This is a genomic window from Bradyrhizobium sp. Bra64, assembly GCF_024519875.1.
Classification (GTDB): domain Bacteria; phylum Pseudomonadota; class Alphaproteobacteria; order Rhizobiales; family Xanthobacteraceae; genus Bradyrhizobium; species Bradyrhizobium japonicum_G.
On sequence record NZ_JALJRD010000001.1, the window covers coordinates 1,258,708 to 1,281,233 of the forward strand.

The following is a 22,526-nucleotide window of genomic DNA, read 5'->3' on the forward strand; positions in this document are numbered from 1 at the left end:
AGCTTGCCGGGACCTTTCCTTTTGTCCCGTGCATATCCGGATTGCGAAGGCAAGCAACTGATTTTAAATAATTAATTACGCATTCGATGGTTCAGTAAAACTGCCGATAACGGTCCAAAACTCCGGCCCAATTTGGTTAAGCCTTGGCGCGAATGCGGCAGGTTTGGGGTAACAATCGGTAAAAAAGCGTGAGTTGGCGCTGTTTGAGGCAGTGACTATGGTTTGCCGTGACTTGGGGATACGGATTCGGAGCGAGCGGCCTTGGCCGGTCGATCGGGTTCAGTATAAGTCGCAGTGGTCGTAGTGGGGCGGTTCCTGATGAAATTTAGCCGGCAAACAACGCTTGGTGCGCAAGCCTCCGTGGCAGGCGTCGGCGTTCATTCCGGTCTTCCCGTCACTCTCACCCTTGGGCCTGCGCCTGTCGACGCGGGTCTTATTTTTGTCCGCACCGGGCTCGAGGGAAGTGACCGCGAAGTTCAGGCGACTGCCGAGCAGGTGATCGCGACCGATTTCGCCACTGTCCTCGGCGATCGCAACGGCCCGCTGGTCTCCACTGCCGAGCATGTCCTTGCTGCACTGCGGGGCATGGGTGTCGACAACGCCATCATCGAGATTGACGGGCCGGAAGTGCCGATCATGGACGGCAGCGCCGCGGCTTTCATTGCCGCGATCGATCAGGCCGGTATCGTGACCCAGCCGGCGCAGCGCCGCTTCATTCAGGTTTTGAAGCCGATCTCGGTCAAGATCGGCGATTCCTTCGGCGAGATCAGGCCCCACGCCAGCGGGTTCCGCGCCGAGGTCGAGATCGATTTCACCAATCCTGTCATCGGCCAGCAGAGCTATGCCTTCGACCTCAGCCCGGAACGTTTCCGCCGCGAAGTCGGCCGCGCCCGGACTTTCGGTCTGATGTGCGACGTCGCGCGGCTCTGGAGCGCCGGCTACGCCCTCGGCGCCTCTTTCGACAACACCGTCGTGTTCGACGAGGAGCGGCTGCTCAACACCGAGGGCCTGCGCTACGCCGACGAATGTGCACGGCACAAGGTGCTGGATGTGATCGGCGACCTCGCGCTGGCCGGTCTGCCGCTGCTTGGCGCCTACCGCTCGGTGCGTGGCGGCCACAAGCTCAACCATGCCGTCCTGACCGCGCTGCTCGCCGACCGTACCGCCTGGCGGGTGGTCGAGGGCGAGGCGGCCCGTCGCACCGCGCGTCCCGTGGCCGAAACCGGTCGCAGCATCGTCGGCGGCCGGATCGCCGCGGCCTACGGGCCGGACGTGTCCTGAACAGACCCGTTACCGCTGGCGTTTGGCGGCGCTTTTCCCCGGGAAACTCCTGGTAATAATGATCGGCTAGGATTGCGGCGCGTTCGCCTTAATCCGGGCGAAATGCCTGCCTATCCGGTTGGTACAAGATCGTTTTTCGGTTACACCGGCGTGGTCGCATGGCAGGCACCACGGCTACATTTCGCGCCCGTGACGGGGTTCATGGGCTGGCGGACACCGCATCACAGGGCGTCAGGGCAATATTCATGTCGGCACAGCGTATGACGCGCGGATCTTTTTCGGCCTCGCCCCGAGCCCGCGGGCTGCTTCAGGCCGCCACCCTCTTCCTGCTCGCGATGCCGCTGGCTGGATGCGGCACCGGCGCGCTCTGGGACAAATTCACCGCCAAGGACGACACCTTCGTCGAGGAGCCTGCCGACAAGATCTACAATGAGGGCCTGTACCTCATGAACGAGAAGAAGGACATGAAGGCGGCGAACAAGAAGTTCGAAGAGGTCGACCGCCAGCATCCTTATTCCGACTGGGCCCGCAAGTCGCTGCTGATGTCGGCCTATGCGTCCTACCAGGGCGGCGACTACGACAGCTGCATCGGCGCCGCGACGCGCTACGTCACGCTGCATCCCGGCAGTCCGGATGCGGCCTATGCCCAATACCTGATCGCCGCCTCGCATTACGACCAGATCCCGGACATCAGCCGCGACCAGACCCGCACCGAGAAGGCGATCGCCTCGCTGGAAGAGGTGGTGCGCAAATATCCGACCTCCGAATATGCGACCTCGGCCAAGGCCAAGATCGAGGGTGCGCGCGACCAGCTCGCCGGCAAGGAAATGAACGTCGGCCGCTATTACGCGCAGAAGCGCGACTACACGGCGGCGATCAACCGCTACAAGGCCGTCGTGACGCAGTACCAGACCACCCGCCACGTCGAGGAGGCGCTGTACCGCCTGACCGAGGCCTATATGGCCATCGGCATCGTCGGCGAGGCTCAGACGGCCGCCGCAGTGCTCGGGCACAATTTTCCTGACAGTCGCTGGTACAAGGACGCCTATAATCTTGTAAAATCAGGCGGTCTCGAACCGAGCGAGAATCAGGGGTCCTGGATCAGCAAGACCTTCAAGAAGATGGGTCTCGGCTAGGAAATAGAGTTTCATGCTGGCGCGTCTGTCGATCCGTGACATCGTCCTGATCGAACGGCTCGATATCGAATTCGCAACGGGCCTCGCGGTTTTGACCGGCGAGACCGGGGCGGGCAAATCCATCCTGCTCGATGCCTTTGCGTTGGCGCTCGGCGGCCGCGGCGATGCCGGCCTCGTGCGCCACGGCGCGGAGCAGGGGCAGGTCACCGCCGTATTCGATATCCCGAAGAATCACCCCGCAGCGAAGATCCTCGCCGAGAACGGGCTGGACGATACCGGCGAGATGATTCTCCGCCGGGTGCAGCTCGCTGATGGCCGCACCCGCGCCTTCATCAACGACCAGTCGATCAGCGTGCAGACGCTGAAGGCGGTCGGTGCCGCCCTGGTCGAGATTCACGGCCAGCATGACGAGCGCGCGCTGGTCGATGCCGCCACCCACCGCCGCCTGCTCGACGCCTTCGCCGGTCTCGAAAAGGATGTCGCGGCGGTCGAAGCGCTCTGGGACGCGCGCCGGACCGCCAACACCGCGCTGGAGGAACATCGCGCCGGCATGGAGCGTGCCGCGCGCGAAGCCGATTACCTCCGCCACGCCTCGGACGAGCTGAAGCAGCTCGCGCCCAAGGACGGCGAGGAAACCTCGCTCGCGTCCCGCCGCACCACCATGATGCAGGGCGAGAAGATCGCCTCCGATTTGCGCGAGGCGCAGGAGGCCGTCGGCGGCAACCATTCGCCGGTCGCGGCGCTGTCGGCCGCCGTGCGCCGGCTGGAGCGCCGCGGCGTCAATTCGCCGGCGCTGGTCGAGCCCGCCGTGAAGGCGATCGACATCGCCATCAACGCGCTGGAGGAGGCCGACCAGCACCTCCAGGCTGCGCTCGCCGCAACCGACTTCGACCCGTCCGAGCTCGAGCGCATCGAGGAGCGGCTGTTCGCCTTGCGTGCCGCGTCTCGCAAATATTCGACGCCGGTCGACGGGCTCGCCGCGCTTGCCGCCCAATATGCCGCCGACGTCGTGCTGATCGATGCCGGTGCGTCGCGACTGAAAAAGCTGGAGCAGGCCGCGATCGAGGCAGATAGCCGCTATGCCGCCGCCGCCAAGAAGCTGTCGCTGGCGCGGCAGAAATCGGCGGAGAAGCTCAACAAGGCCGTCAATGCCGAGCTCGCCCCGCTCAAGCTCGAACGCGCAAAGTTCATGACCCAGGTCGAGACCGATGAGGCCGCGCCGGGCCCGCAAGGGTTCGACCGCGTCGAGTTCTGGGTGCAGACCAATCCGGGCACCAAGCCGGGCCCGCTGATGAAGGTCGCCTCCGGCGGCGAGCTGTCGCGCTTCCTGCTGGCGCTCAAGGTCGTGCTGTCCGATCGCGGCTCGGCACCGACGCTGGTGTTCGACGAGATCGACACGGGCGTCGGCGGCGCGGTCGCGGATGCCATCGGCGGGCGGCTCGCGCGCCTTGCCGGCAAGGTCCAGGTGATGGCCGTGACCCACGCCCCGCAGGTCGCCGCCCGTGCCGACCAGCATCTGCTGATCTCCAAGGATGCGCTGGACAAGGGCAAGCGCGTCGCCACCCGCGTCAATGCGCTGGGCGCCGACCACCGCCGCGAGGAGATCGCGCGCATGCTCGCCGGCGCCGAGATCACGGCCGAGGCGAGGGCGGCTGCGGAACGGCTGCTCAAGGCGGCGAGTTAGCCTTCGTGTCCCGGACGCGCGCCGCGCAAGCCGGGACCCGGAATGTTGCCCCATGGGCCGCGGCTCTGCAGCGCACCGCCGAAGAGGCGTTGCGCCGCGTCCGGGGCACGAAATTGTAACCGTCTTTACCCTCCCGCCCGCTCCGTCGTATCCAAGCACCATGGCCAGAGCAGCAAGATCCAAAGCAACACCGCTTCGCGACGTCGCCGACCTCACCAAGGCGCAGGCCAAGGTCGAGCATATGCGGCTCGCGCTCGAGATCGAGGCGCATAACGAGCGTTACTATCAGGACGACGCCCCCACCGTCACCGATGCCGCGTACGACGCGTTGCGCCAGCGCTTCAACGCGATAGAGAAGCGCTTCCCGGAATTCGTCAGCGCGGACTCGCCGTCGCAGAAGGTCGGCGCGGCGCCGTCGGGGCGCTTCAGGAAGGTCCGGCATTCCGTCCCGATGCTGTCGCTCGACAACGCCTTTGCCGAGGAGGACGTGCGCGACTTCGTCGGCCGCATCGTGCGCTTCCTGAAGCTCGACGACGACAAGGTCGATTTCTCCGCCGAGCCGAAGATCGACGGCCTCTCGATGTCGCTGCGCTATGAGAGCGGCGAATTGGTCACGGCCGCGACGCGCGGCGACGGCGCGGAGGGCGAGGACGTCACCGCCAACATCCGCACGCTCGAAGACGTGCCGCAGAAGCTGAAGGGCCGCAATATCCCCGATATCTGCGAGGTGCGCGGCGAGGTCTACATGACCAAGAAAGCCTTCCTCGCGCTCAACGAGCGGCAGAAGGCGGAAGGCAGCACCATTTTCGCCAATCCGCGCAACTCGGCCGCGGGATCGCTCCGGCAGAAGGATCCGACCATCACCGCCTCGCGCCCCCTGGGCTTCTTTGCCTATGCCTGGGGCGAGATGAGCGCGATGCCCGCGGATACGCAGAGCGGCATGATCGGTTGGTTCGAGCGCTGCGGCTTCAAGACCAATCCGCTGACGAAGCTGTGTCACACCGTCGAGGAACTGCTCGCGTTTCATCATTCGATCGAGGAGCAGCGCGCCAAGCTCGACTACGACATCGATGGTGTCGTCTACAAGGTCGACCGGATCGACTGGCAGGAGCGACTCGGCTTCGTCTCGCGCACGCCGCGTTGGGGCATCGCGCACAAATTCCCGGCTGAACAGGCCATGACCGTGCTGCGCGACATCGAGATCCAGGTCGGCCGCACCGGCTCGTTCACGCCGGTCGGCAAGCTCGAGCCGGTGGGCGTCGGTGGCGTGATCGTGCAGAACGTCACGCTGCACAACGAGGACTATATCAGGGGCATCGGCAACAAGGGTGAGGTGCTGCGAGAGGGCCGCGACATCCGGATCGGGGACACCGTCGTGATCCAGCGCGCCGGCGACGTCATCCCGCAGATCGTTGACGTCGACCTCGACAAGCGACCGAAGAGCGCCAAGGAATACCTCTTCCCCAAGAAATGCCCGTGTCCGCTGCATACCGACGTCGTGCGCGGGGAGACGGCGGCCGGCGAGGAGGAATCGCGCGCCCGATGCACCGGCGAGTTTGCCTGCCCCTATCAGAAGATCGAGCACCTCAAACTGTTCGTGTCGCGGCGCGCCTTCGACATCGACGGTCTTGGCGAGAAGCAGCTCCAGTATTTCTTCGACGAGGGCTTTGTGAAGGAGCCTTCCGACATCTTCACGCTGGAGAAGCGCAACTCGAAACTCAAGCTGGAGGAGATCGAGGGTTACGGCGCGACCTCGGTGCGCAATCTGTTCGGCGCCATCGAGAGCCGGCGCAGGATCGCGCTGGAGCGCTTCGTCTACGCGCTCGGCATGCGCCATGTCGGCGAGACCACGGCGCTGGCGCTGGCACGCGGCTACGGCTCCTGGGAGGCTTTCCACGATGCCTGCCTGAAGGTCGCCAGGGGCGACGAGGAGGCGATGGCGGAGATGGACGCGCTCGACCAGATCGGCGACACCGTGATCAAGAGCATCGCCGATTATTTCGGCGAGAGCCACAATCGCGGCATCGTCGAGCGGCTGACGAAGGAGGTCGAGATCGTCGACGCCGAGAAGCCGAAGAGCAACTCGGCCGTCGCCGGCAAGACCGTGGTGTTCACGGGCTCGCTGGAGAAGATGACGCGCGACGAGGCCAAGGCGACCGCCGAGCGGCTCGGCGCCAAGGTGTCGGGCTCGGTGTCGAAGAAGACCGATCTCGTCGTTGCCGGCCCGGGCGCGGGCTCGAAGCTCGCGGAGGCCAACAAGCACGGCGTCAAGGTGCTGACCGAGGACGAGTGGCTGCAGCTGATCGGGGAGTGAGGATTCCCGTCATTGCGAGGAGCGAAGCGACGAAGCAATCCAGAATCTTTCCACGGCGGTAGTCTGGATTGCTTCGCTTCGCTCGCAATGACGGGGAGGCCACTCTGCGCCACTCACATCATCCCGCTCTCTTCCTCCTCCGCCTGTCCGATCAGCGTCTCGCTCACCACCACCTCGCGGCGGGGGACGACGAAGATCATCATGCAGGCGCAGAGCAGCGAGATCGCGAGGACCGCAGCGGTGAGCGGCAGCGTCGTCGAGGAATGGCCGCCGAGATAGGCACCGAATTGCGACATCAGCGCGCCGATGCCCTGCTGGAGAAAGCCCATCGCACCCGACGCGGTGCCGGCGGCCTCGGGACGGATGCTGATCGCGCCCGCGGCGGAGTTCGCCATCACGAAGGCATTGCCGGCCATCACGATCATCTGCGTGCCGAACAGCCAGGCGGGCGCCTCGTTCCAGCCGGTGAAGCTCCAGAGCAGGTTCAGCAGGCTGCCGCAAAGCTGGAGGCCGAGTCCGAACCAGATCAGCCTCTCCAGCGAGTGCCGCGGCGCAAAGCGCACGCAGAGCAGGTTGCCGACGAGATACGCAAAGCCGGTCGTTGCGAACCACGCGCCGTATTCGGCGCTGCTGCGGCCCATCTGCGTCACCACGATGTAGGGGCCGCCGCCGGCAAAGGTGAAGATGATCTGCGAGGCCAGCACCTGGCACATGACGTAACCGACGAAGGCGCGGTTGCGGATGAGCACGCCGACGTCGCCGCGGAAGCCGCTGCCGGCGGCGCGGGTGCGGCGCGTCTCCGGCAGTGCCACCGCGATGCCGACGGCAACGCTGATCGCGCCGACGGTGATGACGTAGAAGATCGCGCGCCAGCCCAAGGCGGTCTCGATCAGGCCGCCGGTGAGAGGCGACACCATCTGCCCGATCATCAGCGCCGCGACCACGAGGCTGATCATCGAGGCGACGCGGTCGCGCTCGTAGATGTCGCGGATGATGGCGCGGCTCACCACCATGCCGGCGGCGCCGCCCAGCGCCTGGAAGAAGCGTGCGGCGATCAGCTGCGGCAGGTTCTGCGCGAAGATGCAGGCGACGCTGGCGGCGACCATCAGCGCGAGGCCGGTGAGCAGCACCGGACGCCGGCCGAAGCGGTCCGACAGCGGCCCCATGATCAGCTGGGACAGCGCGATGCCGACCATGTAGAGCGACACCGTCATCTGCGCGATCGAGATGTCGCTGCCGAAATTCGCCGCCAGCACCGGCAGCGCCGGAACCAGCATGTAGAGCGAGATCGGCGCGATCCCGGTCATGACGACCAGGAGCAGCAACACCACGCGCGAGGTCGCGATGTTCTGTGCCGCTCCCGGCGGCTTGCTGATCATGCCGTGCATGCGTGTCCGTCTCGTTGCAATTCGAATCGGACTGTAGCTTGCTCACGCAAGACGGATATCGGCGTTTCGGAATGCGGCTATACGGATTCCGGGACGGTTGTAATGGCAGCGCGATTGCGACGAATTGGACGCGAGTTGCATCGCAAATTCGCTTTCATGAACCCGGCTTTGCGCGCCATGACGGCTGTGGTGCGAGGAGAGCCTTGCGCAAATCGCCTAGCGCCATGCGCTGCGCTATTTCAGCTCCGCCGTCGCCTCGTCGAGCCAGGCCCTGGTCGCCTCGTCCAGCGCCGGCCGCACCTCGGCGCTCACGCGCGCGTGGTAGGCGTTGAGCCAGTCGAGTTCGTCCTTGCCCAGCATGCCGACATCGATCAGCCGGCGGTCGATCGGTGCCAGGGTCAGCGTCTCGAAGGCGTTCATGGATTTCTCGGCGCCCTCGATGTCGGCGGCGACGACCAGCTCGAGATTTTCGATGCGGATGCCGAAACCGTCGGTCTTGTAGTAGCCCGGCTCGTTGGACAGGATCATGCCGCGCTTCAGCGGCGTGGTGCCGAGCTTCGAGATCCGCGCCGGTCCTTCGTGCACCGAGAGATAGCTGCCGACGCCGTGGCCGGTGCCATGCTCGAAATCGACGCCGGCGGCCCAGAGATATTGCCGTGCGAGCGTGTCGAGCTGTGCGCCATTGGTGCCGTCGGGGAAGATCGCGCGCGCGATCGCGATGTGGCCGCGCAGCACGCGGGTGAAGCGGTCGCGCATCTCGCCCGTCGGCTCGCCCACGGCCATGGTGCGGGTGACGTCGGTGGTGCCGTCTTCATATTGCGCGCCGGAATCGATCAGCAGCAGATCGCCGGGCGCGATACGCCGGTTGCTCTTGCGGGTGACGCGGTAGTGCACGATGGCGCCGTTCGGGCCGGTGCCCGATATGGTCGGGAACGACACATCCTTGAGCGCGCCGGTATCGCGGCGGAACGTCTCCAGCGCCTCGACCGCGTCGATCTCGGTGAGCTTGCCGCTTGCCGCCTCGCGGTCGATGAAGGCGAGGAAGCGCGCCAGCGCGATCGCATCGCGTCGGTGCGCCGTCTGCGTGCCCTTGATCTCGGTCGCGTTCTTCACAGCCTTGAGCAGCGCGATCGGATCGTTGCCGCGAACCGGCTTGCCGCCGGCACCCGCGATCAGTCGGCTTAGCGCGTCGGCCGCGGTCGCATTGTCGAGTGCGATCGCCGCGCCGCTTCTGGCCAGCGCCATCAGCGTCGGCGCCATCGCATCGGGCTCGCGCACGTCTGCCGACTGCTCGATATGGTCGCGCGTCAGGTTCGAGAGCTTGCGGTGGTCGAGGAACACGGTCGGCCGTCCGTCCCTCGGCACCAGCGCATAGGACAGCGGCAGCGGCGTGTGCGCGACGTCGGCGCCACGGATGTTGAAGGTCCAGGCCACGGCATGGCTGTCGGACAGCACCAGCGCGTCGACGCCGAGCTTGCCGATCTCGCTTCTGATCTGCGTCAGCTTTTCGGCTTCAGAGACGCCGGCATGTTGCAGTCCGTGCACCGCGACCGGCGCTATCGGCGGCTGCGGCCGGTCCTGCCAGACCGCATCGACCGGGTTGCTGTCGACGGCGACCAACTCGGCGCCGGCCTTGGCGCAGGCGGCGGACAGGCGCTCGGCTGCCGCAAAAGTGTGCAGCCACGGATCAAATCCGAGGCGATCACCGGCTTTCAAATGTGCCGTCACCCAGCTTTCCGGCGGCGGATCGATCAGCGATTCCACCGCCCAGGCCTTTGCATCGACCTGTTTGGCCGCCTGGATCGTGTAGCGGCCGTCGACGAAGACCGCGGCCTCGTGGGTCAGCACCACCGCCAATCCCGCCGAGCCCGTAAAGCCGGTCAACCAGGCCAGGCGCTCCTCCGACGGCGGCACATATTCGTTCTGCTGCTGATCGGCGCGTGGGATCACGAAGCCGGTCAGCTTGCGGCGGGCGAGTTCTTCACGGAGCGCGGCCAGGCGCGCCGTCAATGCGACGCCGGCCTCGGGCTCCTCGAATGTCTGGAAGTGCGCTTCGAACATGGTGGATCACTTTAGGATCATGAGGATCAGTCCGCAATGTAGACGCATTTGAGGTCGCATCTGGCACGGACTGTGCTTGAATAGGTTCCATTCGAATTGAGTGGAGTACGGATGCGGCAGTTGCGCTTCGTCCGGATAACAGGAAAATTCGAGCAGGTGGTTCATCTCAACGGCGAGGGGACACACGATGCCGGCGTTCACGTTTGAGAAGATTTCCCCGCCGGTGCGCCGCGCCCCGGCTGCGGCGACACCGAAGAAGCCGCGCGGCCTCATCGGCCAGATGATCAATCGTTTCGCCGAGCGCCGCGCAAAGCGGGCGTTGCGCGCATCGACGCCCCGTGACGAGAAGCCTGCGAAGTAGCGCGGCGTCGAGCGCAGCGCTCATCGACCTTACGAAAGCTTCCGCAGCAACAGGCTGCTCCACCCCTCGATCCGCAAGTGTCGCAACGGCACGAGGCCGCGCGCGCGGTAGGCCGCGATCACGGCAGGGGCCTGGTGCGTCAACAGGCCGGAAAGGATGACGCGTCCGCCGGGCGCAAGGTGCCGTGCCATCGGACTCGCCAATTGCCGCAACGGATTGGCAAGGATGTTGGCCAGGACGAGGTCGAACGGGACGCGCTTGCCGAAATCAGGCGCGGCAAAGCCGGTGGCGCGGATCACCCGCACATGATGACCAACCTCGTTCAGCGAGGCGTTCTCGGCGGCCACCCGTACCGAGGGCGGGTCGATGTCGGAGGCCAGCACCGCGCGGTGCAGCGCTTTCGCCGCCGCTATGGCCAGCACGCCGGTGCCGGTGCCGAGGTCGAGCAGGTTCCTCGGTCGGGAACTCTTCAGGACATGGTCAAGCAACAGTAAACAGCCGCGCGTGGTACCATGGTGTCCGGTGCCGAAGGCGAGCGCCGCCTCGATCTCGATGGCGAGCTTGTTCGGCGTCACCCGCTCGCGGTCATGGCTGCCGTGGACGACGAAGCGCCCGGCCGGCACCGGGACAAGATCTTCCAGGCTCGCCTTGACCCAGTCCTTGGCTTCGACGGTATCGAAGGTGAGCGTGTCCGCGATCTGGATTCCTGCTGAGTTTGCAACGAGTTCGCGCAGCCATGCCTGGTCCGGCGGGTCCGCGAAATGCAGCGTGACGTCCCACTGTCCGTCAGGCTGCTCGAAGGCCGCGACTGCCGCATCGCCTTCGAAAAACACCTCGGTGAGCACGTCGACAACGCGCCTGGCGGCGTTCTCGCTGCCGATCGAAAAACTGGCGCGATGGGTGGGGGTCAGCTGCATTCTCGGGTTCCGTCGGGTTCAATTTTTGGAACTTTTGTTCCCAATTTTCCACATAACTTGCAATCTCCGGCTTAACCGAACCTCAGGTTGTGCGTCGTAGATTTACGGATGTTGAGGGCAAGCAACACAGCTTGAGATAGAAATGGAGACGAGTCTTGAAGCACATGGTTTTGAAGTTCTGGTCCGATGAATCCGGTGCGACGGCGATCGAGTACGGCCTGATCGCAGCCGGTATCGCGCTCGCAATCATCACCGTGGTGAACGGCCTGGGCACCACGATGAACGACAAGTTCACTTCGATTAGCACCTCCTTGAAGTAATTTCCGCCTCCCATTTCCCAGCGAGCTAGTTTCTTCATAGGCTATTTCCCGACGATCGCCCGCCCGGAGGATTGCCCCGGGCGGGCTATCCGCTCGTTTTCCGGACCTTGTCCACGGCCTTATCCCGGCACTCATCCCCAGATTTTCCACCGCCTTGTACCCGGCTTGGCCGGATCGGCCGCGAGGGGTTTCCACCGCCGCTTCACAGCTTTGCCAACAGCCTGTCCACAACTCATCCACAGACCTATCCACGGCTTCCGAACAGCGAGCGGTGGTCCCGCAGGATCGCCTGCGCGGCGTTGTGGCCGGGAGCGCCGGTGACGCCGCCGCCGGGGTGGGCGCCGGAGCCGCAGTGGTAGAGGCCCTTCAGGGGGCCGCGATAATCCGCATGACCCAGCATCGGCCGCGCCGAGAACAGCTGGTTCAGCGTCAGCGCGCCGTGGAAGATGTCGCCGCCCAGGAGACCGAATTGCCGCTCGAGATCGAGCGGTGACAGGATCTGGCGGCCGAGCACGCTCGCCGCAAAACCAGGGGCATATTTGTCCACCGTCGCGATCATGAGGTCGGCGACCTCGTCGCGATGGTCGTCCCACGACTTTCCATCCGGAAGCTCGGGGGCAACGTGCTGGCAGAACAGGCTCGCGACATGCTTGCCCCCGGGCGCGAGCGTGTCGTCGAGCGTCGAGGGGATCAGCATCTCGACCACGGGCTCACGGCTCCAGCCGCGCGCGCGAGCGTCGAGCCAGGCGCGGTCCATGTAGCCGAGATCAGGTGCCAGGATGATGCCGGAGGTAAGGTGATCGCCCTCGCCCGGCAGCGCCGTGAAGGAGGGCAGGCGGTCCAGCGCCACGTTCATGCGGAAGGTGCCGGAGCCGTTCTTCCAATTGCGAATGCGGGCGAGGAAGTTTTCGGGCAGGGCGTCGGCCGCGATCAGCCGGGTATAGAGCAGTTTTGGATTGACGTTGGACGCAACATATTTGGCGCGGATCGTCTCGCCGTTCTCCAGCGCGATTCCGACGGCGCGGTCGCGCTCGACGATCACCTCGCGCACGTCCGCATCGGTGTCGATCGTCACGCCCCGGTCGCGTGCGGCGCGCGCCATCGCCTGCGTGATCGCGCCCATGCCGCCGATGGCGTGACCCCAGACGCCCTTCTTGCCGTTCACCTCGCCGAAGGCGTGATGCAGCATCACATAGGCCGAGCCGGCGGCGTAAGGGCTGGCGTAGTTGCCGACGATGGCATCGAAGCCGAACAGCGCCTTGACCAGATCGTGCTCGAAGCGCTCGTCCAGCATCTCGCCGGCCGAGCGGGTGAAGAGATCGAGCAGGCTGCGGCTCTGCTCCAGCGTCAGGCCGCGCAGGATGTTGGCGCTCTGGACCGCGTTGAGAGCCTCGCGGATCGCCGCCGTGCCGAAACCAGCGAGCAGGTTCGGCGGTGCGCGCAGCACGAATTGCCTGAGTACGTCGGCGATATCTTCCAGCTCGCGCGAAAATCCGTCGAGCGCGTTGGCGTCATGCGCGCTGAGCCGCGCGACGGACTCCTTCGTCCGTCCCTCGCCGGTGAGGAGATGGCTGCCGTCGGGCGCGGGCAGGAAATTCTGCGCGCGCCGCTCGACGATTCGCAGGCCCTGCTCGGCGAGCCCCAGGTCGCGAACCACCTGCGGATTGAGCAGGCTCACGGTGTAGGCCGCCACCGAATTGCGGAAGCCCGGATGAAACTCCTCCGTGACTGCGGCCCCGCCGACCACCTTGCGGCGTTCGACCACGCGCACGCGCAGGCCGGCCATCGCGAGATAGGTCGCGCAGGTGAGGCCGTTATGGCCCGCGCCGATGATGACGACGTCGGTTTCGGTCATGACGAGTTCAATTTGTTCCGATGTCACTCCGGGATGGTCTGAAGGACCGAGCCCGGAATGACATCTGTATATCAGGCATTTCTCGCTGCAACATCACGAGACCCTTTATTGCCCGTTCAGGTGCCCTGTGCTCCATTGCGCGCGGCCGGCGCCCGCCGGGCAGTTATTCGACGCGTTTTCTCGCGCGAACCGGTGCCCACTTCGCTGGAGAACGCTTTTGCTGGAGCTTCCATGGATTCGATCGTGCAACCCGCCGCCACGAAGCAGCCGTCCTCGTCGCGCAACCGGCTGCTGCTGACGGTCTACACCGCCGCGATCTTCGTCAGCGCGCTCCTGCTGTTCTCGGTGCAGCCGCTGTTCACCAAGATGGTGCTGCCGCGGCTCGGCGGCTCGCCGGCGGTGTGGTCGGTGGCGATGGTGTTCTTCCAGTCGCTGCTTCTGGCGGGCTATGCCTATGCGCATCTCTTGATGCAGATCCGGAGCCGCATCGTTCCCGTCGCGGTGCATCTCGTGTTGCTCGTGCTTGCCTTCGCCACGCTGCCGCTCGGCATCGCCTCGGCCTATGGCGAGCCGCCGGCTTCCGGCTACGCGATCTGGCTGCTCGGCCTGTTCGTGATCTCGATCGGCCTGCCGTTCTTCGCGCTCGCCGCCAACAATCCGTTGTTGCAGGCCTGGTTCGTCCGCACCGGACATCCCGCCGGGCACGATCCCTACTTCCTCTATGCCTCCTCCAACATCGGCAGCTTCCTTGCGCTGTTGTCCTATCCGTTCCTGCTGGAGCCGATGTTCACGCTGCACACGCAGAACCGGCTCTGGACCGGCGGCTACGGTCTTCTGATCCTCCTGATCGCCGCGTGCGGCGTACTGCTGTTGCGCTCGCCGAAGCTGGCCACGGTCGATGCGCGAACCGGGGACATCAACGCGCCGGCGCCCGGCGTCCTGACGCGGCTGCGCTGGATCTTCCTCGCCGGCGTGCCGTCCGGCCTGCTCATCGCGGTGACCGCGCACATCTCGACCGACGTTGCGGCTGCGCCGCTGCTGTGGGTGCTGCCGCTGTCGCTGTACTTGCTGACCTGGGTGGTGGTGTTCCAGTCGCGGCCGCTGCTGCCGCACAAATGGATGCTGATGCTTCAGCCGGTTGCGATTGCCGGCGTCGTCGTTCTGCTGGCCTTCGGCGGCGAGCAGAACCTGCTGCTGACCCTCGGCGGCCATCAATTGTGCTTCTTCGTCATCGCGATGGCCTGCCACGGCGAATTGGCGCGGACCAGGCCGGCGGCCAAATATCTCACCGGCTTCTATGTCGCGCTGTCGTTCGGCGGCATGGTCGGCGGCCTGTTCGCCGGGCTCGTTGCGCCCTTTGCATTCTCGTGGATCGCGGAATATCCGATCCTGATTGCGCTTGCCGTGTTGTGCCGGCCGCCCGCGAACGAGCGGCTGGCGGGCATCGTCAAATGGTACTGGCTGGCGCTGGCCGCGCTCGCGGTGGCGCTCGTTGCGCCGTCCACCACGACGGGCGGGATCTCGACCTGGTTCGAGGATCACCGCGTCTGGGTGGCCGGTGCGGTCGGCGTGCTCGCCGCGCTGCTGGTGCTGGCGGTCAATGCCGGCCGCTGGAAGATATTCGCCACCGTCGCGCTCGCACTGGCGTTGATCCGCGTTTATCCGGCGGACGAGGGCCGCGTCACCACGGTGCGCAGCTTCTTCGGGGTGCACAAGATCGTGGTGACGCCCGGCGGCTATTTCCACGTGCTGATGCACGGCACCACCATTCACGGCGCCGAGCGCTTCCGCAACAATGACGGCACGCCTGTTACCGGTCGGCCCGAGCCCATCACCTATTATCACAAGGACGGCGGCATCGGTCAGGCCGTCAGCGCGATCCGCGAGCGCAAGGGCGCACCGCTGAAGGTCGCCGCGATCGGCGTTGGCTCGGGCACGCTCGCCTGTGCGGCCGAGCCCGGGGAGAACTGGACGTTCTTCGAGATCGACCAGTCCATGGTCGACGCGGCGAGTGACCCGAAGAACTTCCGCTACATTTCGAGCTGCATGCCGGGCCTGAAGCCGGTGATTGGCGACGCCCGCCTCACCTTCGCGAAAGAGCCCGACGGCGTCTATGACCTGATCATCGTCGATGCCTATTCGTCGGATGCGATCCCGATTCATCTGGCCACCGAAGAGGCGATGAAGATCTACAAGGACAAGCTCGCCCCGCACGGCGCCGTGGTGATGCACGTCTCCAACCGGCACCTCGATCTCGAGACCGTCGTGGTCGGCATCGCCGATGCCAACGATCTCAAGAGCTGGGTCTACAACGAGGATTCCGGGCGCGATTCCGATTACATCTTCTCGACCGACGTCGTCATTTCCGCGCGCGAGGATGCCGATGTCGGCAGGCTCGCATCGTCGAAAGTATGGGAGCAGACCGAGGCCGACGACAGGGTGCGGGTCTGGACCGACGATTACTCCAACATCCTGGGCGCGCTCTACCGGCGCCTGAGGGACGGGGAGTAAGGTCGTCGTAGCTTCGGGCTACAGGATGGCTGGGAGTTACGGCACCACCGGCGTGCCCACGGGCAACGCAATTCCCTTCTCGCCGGCGATCTGCCGCAGCAGGTCGGGGCGGTCCGAGATGATTCCGTCGACGCCGATCTCGATCATGCGCGCCATGTCTTCGGGCTTGTTGACGGTCCAGACCACGACGTGCAGTCCCAGCGTGTGGGCCTCGGCGACAAGTGCCGCGCTCACGTCGCCGAAATAAGGCGACCAGATCGCGCCACCCGCGGCCTTGATCGTTCGCGGCAACGAGCCGCCGTGATCGGCCGGGCTGAACCCCGCCGTCCAGTTGGTTGCCTGATCCAGCGCCACCGTCCGGCCCGAGCCGCGCTGGAGCGTCAGGTACACCGTCGGCATCGTCGGTGCCCGCTGCTGGACGAGCTGCAGGGTTCGCCAGTCGAACGACTGGATCATGACGCGGTCGGAGAATTTTTCCGTCTCGATCAGGGCGAGCAACCTGGTGACGAAAGCCTGCGGATCGGGAGACTGGTCCGGATGGTTTGGGTCGATCTTGGTCTCGATGTTGAATCGCACACGCGTGTTGCCGGACCTGCGCACCAGCGCGAACAGCTCGCTCAAGGTCGGAATGCGTGTCCCGGGCACGGCGCGCTGATCGGGAAATTGCTTCGCGTAAGGACTGTCCGGCCGGATCTGGCCGACGTCGTAGGTCCTGACGTCGGCGAACCGCATCTTCACGAACGGCGTGCCGGGGGGCGCGACATAGGTGCCGCTCGCATCCCGCGCCAGATCGGGATTGAGCCCGCGCTCATGCGAGACGACGACCTCGCCGTCGGCGGTCACCCCGACGTCGAGCTCCAGCGTGTCCACGCCCATCGAGAGCGCGTTGGCGAAGGCCGGCAGGGTGTTTTCCGGCAGCAGCGCCCGACCGCCGCGATGCGCCTCGAGGTCGAAGGCCGAATCGGATCCCATGGCCTCTCCCGCAATGAGAAATGTCAGCACGGTCAGGAATATCGCAGCAGGTGACGGCATGGTGGCTCGAAGGGCAGGCGGAAAGGACGGCATTTGAACGCATTCGGCGCGGCCGGCCTATTCTATAGGCTTTCGCGGCTGTTGAAAGCTTGGGCGGCGGCTTGGGTTGCGTCCGCCCGGCTTGTATGTACTCATGGTCGCCGCCCTGGAATCCCGCCCGTGCAACAGAAACGCGATCACCGCATCATCCGCAGCCGCCATTTTCATCGGATGCAGCGGCGACATTTCATCATCTTCGACGTGCTGCCATTCGTCGGCACGCTGGTGGCACTCGCCCTGCTGTTCTACCGCCCGATCGGTGCGATGGAACTCGGCCTGTTCTTCGGGTTCTGGCTGGTCACCGGCCTCGGCCTCACTGTCGGCTATCACCGCCTGTTCACCCATCGCGCCTTCGCGACCTCCACGACGATGAGTGCGATCCTGGTCATCATGGGTTCGATGGCGGGGCGCGGTCCCATGCTGTCCTGGGCCGCGATGCATCGCCGCCACCACGAATTGTCCGATCACGATGGCGATCTGCATTCGCCGCGTCTGCATGGCGACGGCCCATTCGGTCGCCTGCGCGGCTTCCTGCACGCGCATCTGACCTGGATGGTCGAGCACGATTATCCCAACGTTGCGCATTACGTGCCGGATTTGATGGCGGACCGCAGGCTGGTTGTCGTCAACAGCTACTATTACACTTGGGCCGGTCTCGGCCTGGTGTTGCCCGCCTTGATCGGCGGCCTCGCCACCATGAGCCTGTGGGGGGCGCTGAGCGGCTTGCTCTGGGGCGGCGTGGTCCGCATGTTCGTGGTCGAGCAGACCATGTCTGCGATCAACTCGATCATGCATACGTTTGGCGCGCAGCCGTTCGCCACCCGCGACGACAACAGCCGCAATCTCGGCGTGATGGCCTGGCTGGCCTGGGGCGAGGGCTGGCACAACAACCACCATGCCTTTCCGTATTCCGCCGCCTTCGGCCTGCGCTGGTTCGAATTCGATCCCGGCTTCGTCTTCATCCGGGCGCTGGAAGCGCTGGGACTGGCTTGGGACGTCAAAGTGCCGAGCGAGGAGAAGATCGCGCGGCGCATGCTGCGGCAGCCGGGCGATGCTGCGCCCGACCTCGAAACGGGCTGAGCATCATCTGCCGGCTAACGCCGGCGATGACGCGGCTTTGAACCGATGCTGTTCAACGACTACCCCTTCCTCCTGGTCTTCCTGCCGGCGGCACTGCTGATCTACCGCCTGGCCGATCCCTATCCGCGACTTCGGATCGGTGTCCAGGTCGCGCTGTCGCTCGCTTTCTATGCCTGGGGCAGCCCGTTCTTCATCCTGCTCCTGATCGCCTCGATCGCGATCAACTGGCTCGCCTCGGTCGCCTATAGCCGTATGAAATGGTCCGGGGTTCTTACGCTCGTGATCGTGCTCGATCTCGCGGTGCTGGCGCTGTTCAAATACGCCAACTTTCTGCTTGCCAATCTCGGCTTCGTGCTCGGCTCGACACTTCCGGCGTTCGACATCGGGCTGCCGCTCGGCATCTCCTTCTTCACCTTCCACCACATCATGTATCTGGTCGATCTGAAGCGGGGGAAGGCGCCGCTCTATGCGCCCGATCGCTACGCGCTCTACATCGCCTTCTTCCCGCAGGCGATCGCCGGCCCCCTGGCGCGCTGGTCGGAGGTGATGCATCAGTTCGGCAGGCAGGTCTATGTGCCGGGCTGGCAGCGCCAGTTCTGCATCGCGACCTGCTTCATCGCGATCGGCCTGTTCGAGAAAGTCGTGATCGCCGACAGCATCGCGCATCTGCTCGATCCGATCTACACGCAGGCCGCGAGCGGACCGCTTCCAAGCGGCGATGCCTGGCTCGCCTTCTGCTTCTCGTTCCAGATATTGTTCGACTTCTCCGGCTATTCCGACATCGCGATCGGACTCGGCCTGCTGTTCGGGGTGCAGCTGCCGTATAATTTCAACGCGCCGCTGCGCTCGACCAACATCCAGGACTTCTGGCAGCGCTGGCACATCACCCTGATGCTGTTCCTGCGCGACTACGTGTTCTATCCGCTGGTCAATCTGCGCCTCTTGCCGCGGCGCTGGCTCCCGGTGCAGTTCTTCGGCGCCATGCTGATCACGATGGCGCTGTGCGGCCTGTGGCACGGTGCGAGCTGGGCTTTCGTGTTGTGGGGCGTGCTGCACGGGCTCGCGCTGGTCGCCTGCACTCTGTGGCGCCGCTACGGCCCGGAGGTCCCGTCATGGCTCGGCTGGGCGCTCACCGTGCTGTTCGTGCTCGCGACCGGGGTGATCTTCCGCGCCGGATCGGTCGAGGCGGCCAGGCATGTTTTTTCCGGGCTTGTCGAGCCGCTGCCGCTGGAGCGTGGAAAGCATCTGTGGCCGCTGATCGCGGCGCCGCTGTTCGCCTTCCTGTTGCCGGCGAGCCAGGACATCGTGGCGGTGCTCACGCGCCGCCCGAATCCGTGGCTCGCCGGTCTGCTCGGCCTTGGGCTGTTCGCATTGCTGCTTCAGATGGGTGGTCGGGATCTCCATGAGTTCGTCTATTTCAAGTTCTGAAACCGATCCCGGCTGGGGCCGGAGCCTGAAGGCGTGCCTGGGCGCGCTAGTCGGCGCTGCGCTGCTGGTGCTCGCTCTGATGGTGCTGGTCGACCCCTACGACAGCGGCAAGCTAGGGCTGCTCGGCATCGACGGCGTCGACAATCGCCTCACCCAGATCACGGCCGCGAGCCGCGCCAGGAATCCGGATTTCAATGCGGCCATCCTCGGCAATTCGACGGCGCAGATGATCGAGCCGGCGGAGTTGTCGCGCGCGACGGGCCTGCACTTCGTGCAGCTCCACATGACCGGTTCAATTCCGCGTCAACAGCTTGCGGTGCTCCACTTCTTCCTGCGACATCACAAGCAGGTCGGCGCATTGGTGATCGTGGCCGATCCCGGCTGGTGCGAGCATGCGCGGCCGAAGGAGGAGGGCGGGGTCCCGTTTCCCGATTGGCTCTACGACAGAAGCGTCGTCACCTATGCGGTGCGGCTGATCTCCTGGCAGGCGATCGAGCAGGCATTTCAGCGCTTGAGCATCGGGCTTGGCCGGCGGCAGCGGATGAATCCCGACGGGTATTTCAGCTACGAGGACATCTGGCCGCCCGGCCAATTCAGGGAGATCAACTGGCCCAGGGATCCCCCGCCCGCCGCCTCGGCCGAGATACGAACGCGTTTTCCCGAGATCGATGCGCTGGCCGATATCGTCAAAGGCCTGCCGGCCGATGCGCCCGTCGTGATCGTCGTGCCGCCGACCTTCGCGGCCACCGTGCCGAAGCCCAGCACCGAGACAGCCTTGGAGCGCAGCGCCTGCGACGCCGCACTGAAGCAGGTGGTTGCGGGCCGACCCCGCAGCAATTTCATCAGCTATCGGGTCGACAACGATCTGACGCGCGATCGCGCCAATTTCGCCGACTTCATTCACTACCGCCCGAAGCTCGCGCGCAGGATCGAGCAGGGCATCGCCGCGAGTCTGCGTGACGGGGAGAGCGCGCGGATCGATTTCTGAACAACTGGCGGCTCAAGCAAGCTGTTCGAATCCGCCCTCGAGCCAGAGCTTGCGGGCCAGCTTGCGCTGGATCTTGCCGCTCGTGGTCTTCGGCAGCGCGCCGGGCCGGATCAGCGCGATGTGCCGCGCGGAAATCTCGTGGTTGTCGGCGACGGCCTCGCGGATCCGGCCCTTGATCTCTTCGGTGTCGATCGTGTGGCGCGCGGTGCGCTCGACCTCCTGGACGATGACGAGGGTCTCTTCGCCGCTCTCGTCCGGCACCGAGAACGCCGCGCCGCAGTTTTCGCGCAGCGGGCCATCGAGGGACTGCACCGTGCGCTCGATGTCCTGCGGATAATGGTTGATGCCGCGGATGATGAGGAGGTCCTTGATCCGGCCAGTGACGAACAATTCGCCTGTCACGTCGACGAAGCCGAGGTCGCCCGTGCGCAGCCACGGCCCGCCCTCGCCGGCGATCTCCGCATTGAGCCCCGCGCGCGTCGCTTCGGCGTTGCGCCAATAGGCGCGGGCGATGTTGGCGCCATTCACCCATATCTCACCGACGCGGTCGGCGGGCAGGCGTGTGCACTTGTCCGCGTCCACGATGGCGATCCTCTCGCCGGTGAGCGCGCGCCCGCAGCCGACGGCGATTTGCGTATCCCCTGCATCGGAAGGTTCTTCCATCGCATGTTCCTGCAGCGCCGCACGGCTGACAGGGCGCGTGACATGGCCGCCGCCGCGCCGTCCGCCGGAAATCAGCAGCGTCGCCTCCGCCATGCCGTAGGCCGGATACATCGCGCGCGGATCGAAGCCGTGCGGCGCGAATGTCGCGATGAATCGTTCGATGGTCTGCGAGCGCACCGGCTCCGCACCGTTGAGCGCGATCTTGAGCGAGGACAGGTCGACGCCCTCCATCTGGTCGGCGCGATAGCGACCGACGCAGAGGTCGAAGCCGAAATTGGGGCTGCAGGCGACTTCGGCACGATAATGCGAGATCGCGCGCAGCCAGCCGAGCGGCCGCTGCATGAACGCGTTCGGCGCCATCAGCACGCAAGTCGCCCCGACATAGAGCGCCTGCAGCGCGTTCAGGATCAGTCCCATGTCGTGATAGAGCGGCACCCAGTTGACGTAGGTCGATCGGCTGGTGTTGCCGAGCGCGAGCCGGATCATCTCGAGATTAGCGAGCAGATTGGCATGGCTCACCATCACGCCCTTCGGCTCGGAAGTGGAGCCTGAGGTGTATTGCAGCAAGGCGACGTCGTCCTGCGCCGGCTCGGGAAGTGCAACTGTCTCGGCGTCGGCCGCGCTCGGACCGACCTCGATCCAGCGAATGTTCTCCTGCGCGAAGCGCGCTTGCAGATCGCCACGGAGCGCGACGGCTGATGTGGTCAGTGCTACCGCCGGCGTGCAATTGGCGAGGATCGCGGCGCTGGCGTCGCGCGCGCCGTTTCGCCGCGGCATCATCATCGGCACGGCAATGATGCCCGCCACCAGGCAGCCGAAGAACGCCACCATGAACTCGATGCCGGGTGGAAACACCAGGACGGCACGCTCACCGCGCCGCGCGATCGCGATCAGGCGCGCGGCGAGCATGCATGCGGAGTGATGCAACTGGCGGAAGGTGAGGACAGCTTCCTCCGTTCCGCGATCGGAAACGAAGACGTAAGCACGGTCGTCGCCCTGCTCCTCAGCGCGCCGGGCCAGCAGTGCCACGAGCGAGCGGAAGCTTTCCATGTGGGGTGCGCGGCTTCAGCCGCCCTCAGGCGGCGGAGCGGATGGCGCGCTTGTCGGCGAGAAATCGCGACAAGGCCTCAACGGTCGGATGGTCGTAGAAGTCGTCCGTCGACAGTTCGAGGTCGAGCTTCTCCTCGAGCTCCATCATGAGGTAGACCAGCATCGCCGAATCGAGGCCGAGACGGTTGAATTTCGTGCCGGTGTCGACGCGGTCCCTCGAAATTCGCAGGATATTCGCCAGGGCGGTAACGCAGAAATCCGAAATCTGCTCGCGTGTCATGTCATGTCCCAGAAACAACGGGAACGACAATACGGGCGACCCCCTAGTTGTCAATTTGCCCGGAACGCCGCTGCGTTGAAGGTTGGGGACTGTTGCTTTCCTGCGTCGTCCGACTGCTCAATTCAGGCGCAAACAGGC

The 22,526-nt window shown here is 65.3% G+C and carries 17 protein-coding genes; 10 read left to right on the plus strand and 7 right to left on the minus strand.

Annotated features, from left to right (window positions below; genetic code table 11):
• Nucleotides 1-318 precede the first annotated feature (318 nt).
• The 4 genes from lpxC to ligA all read left to right on the plus strand — a co-directional run bounded on the left by lpxC (nt 319) and on the right by ligA (nt 6,415).
• Nucleotides 319-1,281 (plus strand): UDP-3-O-acyl-N-acetylglucosamine deacetylase, encoded by a 963-nt coding sequence (gene lpxC, locus NR187_RS06070; protein ID WP_256806038.1) that lies wholly within the window; start codon nt 319-321, stop codon nt 1,279-1,281.
• 245 nt (nt 1,282-1,526) lie between these two features.
• Complete coding sequence (locus tag NR187_RS06075; protein WP_211384511.1) at nt 1,527-2,417, plus strand: outer membrane protein assembly factor BamD; 891 nt, start codon at nt 1,527-1,529, stop codon at nt 2,415-2,417.
• 13 nt (nt 2,418-2,430) lie between these two features.
• The gene (recN, locus tag NR187_RS06080) at nt 2,431-4,101 is read left to right on the plus strand and encodes a DNA repair protein RecN (protein ID WP_211384512.1); all 1,671 of its coding nucleotides are present in this window, start codon (nt 2,431-2,433) and stop codon (nt 4,099-4,101) included.
• A 160-nt stretch (nt 4,102-4,261) separates the two neighbouring features.
• Complete coding sequence (gene ligA, locus NR187_RS06085; protein ID WP_256806039.1) at nt 4,262-6,415, plus strand: NAD-dependent DNA ligase LigA; 2,154 nt, start codon at nt 4,262-4,264, stop codon at nt 6,413-6,415.
• A 113-nt stretch (nt 6,416-6,528) separates the two neighbouring features.
• Here the strand turns inward: ligA and NR187_RS06090 are convergent, their stop codons facing one another.
• Together NR187_RS06090 and NR187_RS06095 are read right to left on the minus strand one after the other, a co-directional pair.
• A complete protein-coding gene (locus NR187_RS06090; protein ID WP_256806040.1) occupies nt 6,529-7,803 on the minus strand; it encodes a multidrug effflux MFS transporter in 1,275 nt (424 codons plus the stop codon).
• Between the two features lie 234 nt (nt 7,804-8,037).
• Nucleotides 8,038-9,864 (minus strand): aminopeptidase P family protein, encoded by a 1,827-nt coding sequence (locus tag NR187_RS06095; protein WP_256806041.1) that lies wholly within the window; start codon nt 9,862-9,864, stop codon nt 8,038-8,040.
• A 187-nt stretch (nt 9,865-10,051) separates the two neighbouring features.
• Between NR187_RS06095 and NR187_RS06100 the strand changes: the two genes are divergently transcribed.
• Nucleotides 10,052-10,225: a hypothetical protein gene (locus NR187_RS06100; RefSeq protein WP_211384516.1), complete on the plus strand. Its 174-nt coding sequence runs from the start codon at nt 10,052-10,054 to the stop codon at nt 10,223-10,225.
• Nucleotides 10,226-10,254: 29 nt separating this feature from the next.
• Here NR187_RS06100 and NR187_RS06105 read toward each other — a convergent pair whose 3' ends face one another.
• Nucleotides 10,255-11,142 (minus strand): 50S ribosomal protein L11 methyltransferase, encoded by an 888-nt coding sequence (locus NR187_RS06105; RefSeq protein ID WP_256806042.1) that lies wholly within the window; start codon nt 11,140-11,142, stop codon nt 10,255-10,257.
• A gap of 164 nt (nt 11,143-11,306) precedes the next feature.
• Here NR187_RS06105 and NR187_RS06110 point away from each other — a divergent pair, with 164 nt between their 5' ends.
• Complete coding sequence (locus NR187_RS06110; protein ID WP_049823422.1) at nt 11,307-11,462, plus strand: Flp family type IVb pilin; 156 nt, start codon at nt 11,307-11,309, stop codon at nt 11,460-11,462.
• A gap of 244 nt (nt 11,463-11,706) precedes the next feature.
• Here NR187_RS06110 and NR187_RS06115 read toward each other — a convergent pair whose 3' ends face one another.
• Nucleotides 11,707-13,317 (minus strand): NAD(P)/FAD-dependent oxidoreductase, encoded by a 1,611-nt coding sequence (locus tag NR187_RS06115; protein ID WP_256806043.1) that lies wholly within the window; start codon nt 13,315-13,317, stop codon nt 11,707-11,709.
• A gap of 231 nt (nt 13,318-13,548) precedes the next feature.
• Here NR187_RS06115 and NR187_RS06120 point away from each other — a divergent pair, with 231 nt between their 5' ends.
• Nucleotides 13,549-15,828, plus strand: a complete 2,280-nt coding sequence (locus tag NR187_RS06120; RefSeq protein WP_256806044.1) for a spermidine synthase — start codon at nt 13,549-13,551, stop codon at nt 15,826-15,828.
• Nucleotides 15,829-15,864: 36 nt separating this feature from the next.
• On the opposite strand, the gene NR187_RS06125 is transcribed toward NR187_RS06120, so the two are convergent.
• A complete protein-coding gene (locus tag NR187_RS06125) occupies nt 15,865-16,800 on the minus strand; it encodes a glycerophosphodiester phosphodiesterase (RefSeq protein WP_249129128.1) in 936 nt (311 codons plus the stop codon).
• Nucleotides 16,801-17,019: 219 nt separating this feature from the next.
• Between NR187_RS06125 and NR187_RS06130 the strand changes: the two genes are divergently transcribed.
• From NR187_RS06130 to NR187_RS06140, 3 genes are read left to right on the plus strand one after another with little or no spacing between them, the layout of a single operon-like run.
• Nucleotides 17,020-17,979, plus strand: coding sequence for a fatty acid desaturase (locus NR187_RS06130; RefSeq protein ID WP_256806045.1), 960 nt, complete (start codon nt 17,020-17,022; stop codon nt 17,977-17,979).
• A 45-nt stretch (nt 17,980-18,024) separates the two neighbouring features.
• Complete coding sequence (locus NR187_RS06135) at nt 18,025-19,407, plus strand: MBOAT family protein (RefSeq protein WP_211384522.1); 1,383 nt, start codon at nt 18,025-18,027, stop codon at nt 19,405-19,407.
• On the plus strand, nt 19,382-20,395 hold the full coding sequence (locus NR187_RS06140) for a hypothetical protein (protein WP_211384523.1): 1,014 nt from the start codon (nt 19,382-19,384) through the stop codon (nt 20,393-20,395). Before NR187_RS06135 ends, NR187_RS06140 begins: the two co-directional genes overlap by 26 nt.
• A gap of 12 nt (nt 20,396-20,407) precedes the next feature.
• Here the strand turns inward: NR187_RS06140 and NR187_RS06145 are convergent, their stop codons facing one another.
• The gene (locus tag NR187_RS06145) at nt 20,408-22,108 is read right to left on the minus strand and encodes a fatty acyl-AMP ligase (protein ID WP_256806046.1); all 1,701 of its coding nucleotides are present in this window, start codon (nt 22,106-22,108) and stop codon (nt 20,408-20,410) included.
• 25 nt (nt 22,109-22,133) lie between these two features.
• On the minus strand, nt 22,134-22,388 hold the full coding sequence (locus NR187_RS06150) for an acyl carrier protein (RefSeq protein WP_148744638.1): 255 nt from the start codon (nt 22,386-22,388) through the stop codon (nt 22,134-22,136).
• Nucleotides 22,389-22,526: the final 138 nt, after the last annotated feature.

Bases quoted from the DNA above. Each gene is read 5' to 3' on its own strand.
- NR187_RS06120 (WP_256806044.1), top strand. From the start codon at position 13,549: ATGGATTCGATCGTGCAACCCGCCGCCACGAAGCAGCCGTCCTCGTCG.
- NR187_RS06150 (WP_148744638.1), bottom strand. From the start codon at position 22,388: ATGACACGCGAGCAGATTTCGGATTTCTGCGTTACCGCCCTGGCGAAT.
- NR187_RS06110 (WP_049823422.1), top strand. From the start codon at position 11,307: ATGGTTTTGAAGTTCTGGTCCGATGAATCCGGTGCGACGGCGATCGAG.
- NR187_RS06135 (WP_211384522.1), top strand. From the start codon at position 18,025: ATGCTGTTCAACGACTACCCCTTCCTCCTGGTCTTCCTGCCGGCGGCA.
- NR187_RS06090 (WP_256806040.1), bottom strand. From the start codon at position 7,803: ATGCACGGCATGATCAGCAAGCCGCCGGGAGCGGCACAGAACATCGCG.
- ligA (WP_256806039.1), top strand. From the start codon at position 4,262: ATGGCCAGAGCAGCAAGATCCAAAGCAACACCGCTTCGCGACGTCGCC.
- NR187_RS06075 (WP_211384511.1), top strand. From the start codon at position 1,527: ATGTCGGCACAGCGTATGACGCGCGGATCTTTTTCGGCCTCGCCCCGA.
- NR187_RS06100 (WP_211384516.1), top strand. From the start codon at position 10,052: ATGCCGGCGTTCACGTTTGAGAAGATTTCCCCGCCGGTGCGCCGCGCC.
- lpxC (WP_256806038.1), top strand. From the start codon at position 319: ATGAAATTTAGCCGGCAAACAACGCTTGGTGCGCAAGCCTCCGTGGCA.
- NR187_RS06125 (WP_249129128.1), bottom strand. From the start codon at position 16,800: ATGGGATCCGATTCGGCCTTCGACCTCGAGGCGCATCGCGGCGGTCGG.
- NR187_RS06145 (WP_256806046.1), bottom strand. From the start codon at position 22,108: ATGGAAAGCTTCCGCTCGCTCGTGGCACTGCTGGCCCGGCGCGCTGAG.
- NR187_RS06115 (WP_256806043.1), bottom strand. From the start codon at position 13,317: ATGACCGAAACCGACGTCGTCATCATCGGCGCGGGCCATAACGGCCTC.
- NR187_RS06095 (WP_256806041.1), bottom strand. From the start codon at position 9,864: ATGTTCGAAGCGCACTTCCAGACATTCGAGGAGCCCGAGGCCGGCGTC.
- NR187_RS06140 (WP_211384523.1), top strand. From the start codon at position 19,382: ATGAGTTCGTCTATTTCAAGTTCTGAAACCGATCCCGGCTGGGGCCGG.
- recN (WP_211384512.1), top strand. From the start codon at position 2,431: ATGCTGGCGCGTCTGTCGATCCGTGACATCGTCCTGATCGAACGGCTC.
- NR187_RS06105 (WP_256806042.1), bottom strand. From the start codon at position 11,142: ATGCAGCTGACCCCCACCCATCGCGCCAGTTTTTCGATCGGCAGCGAG.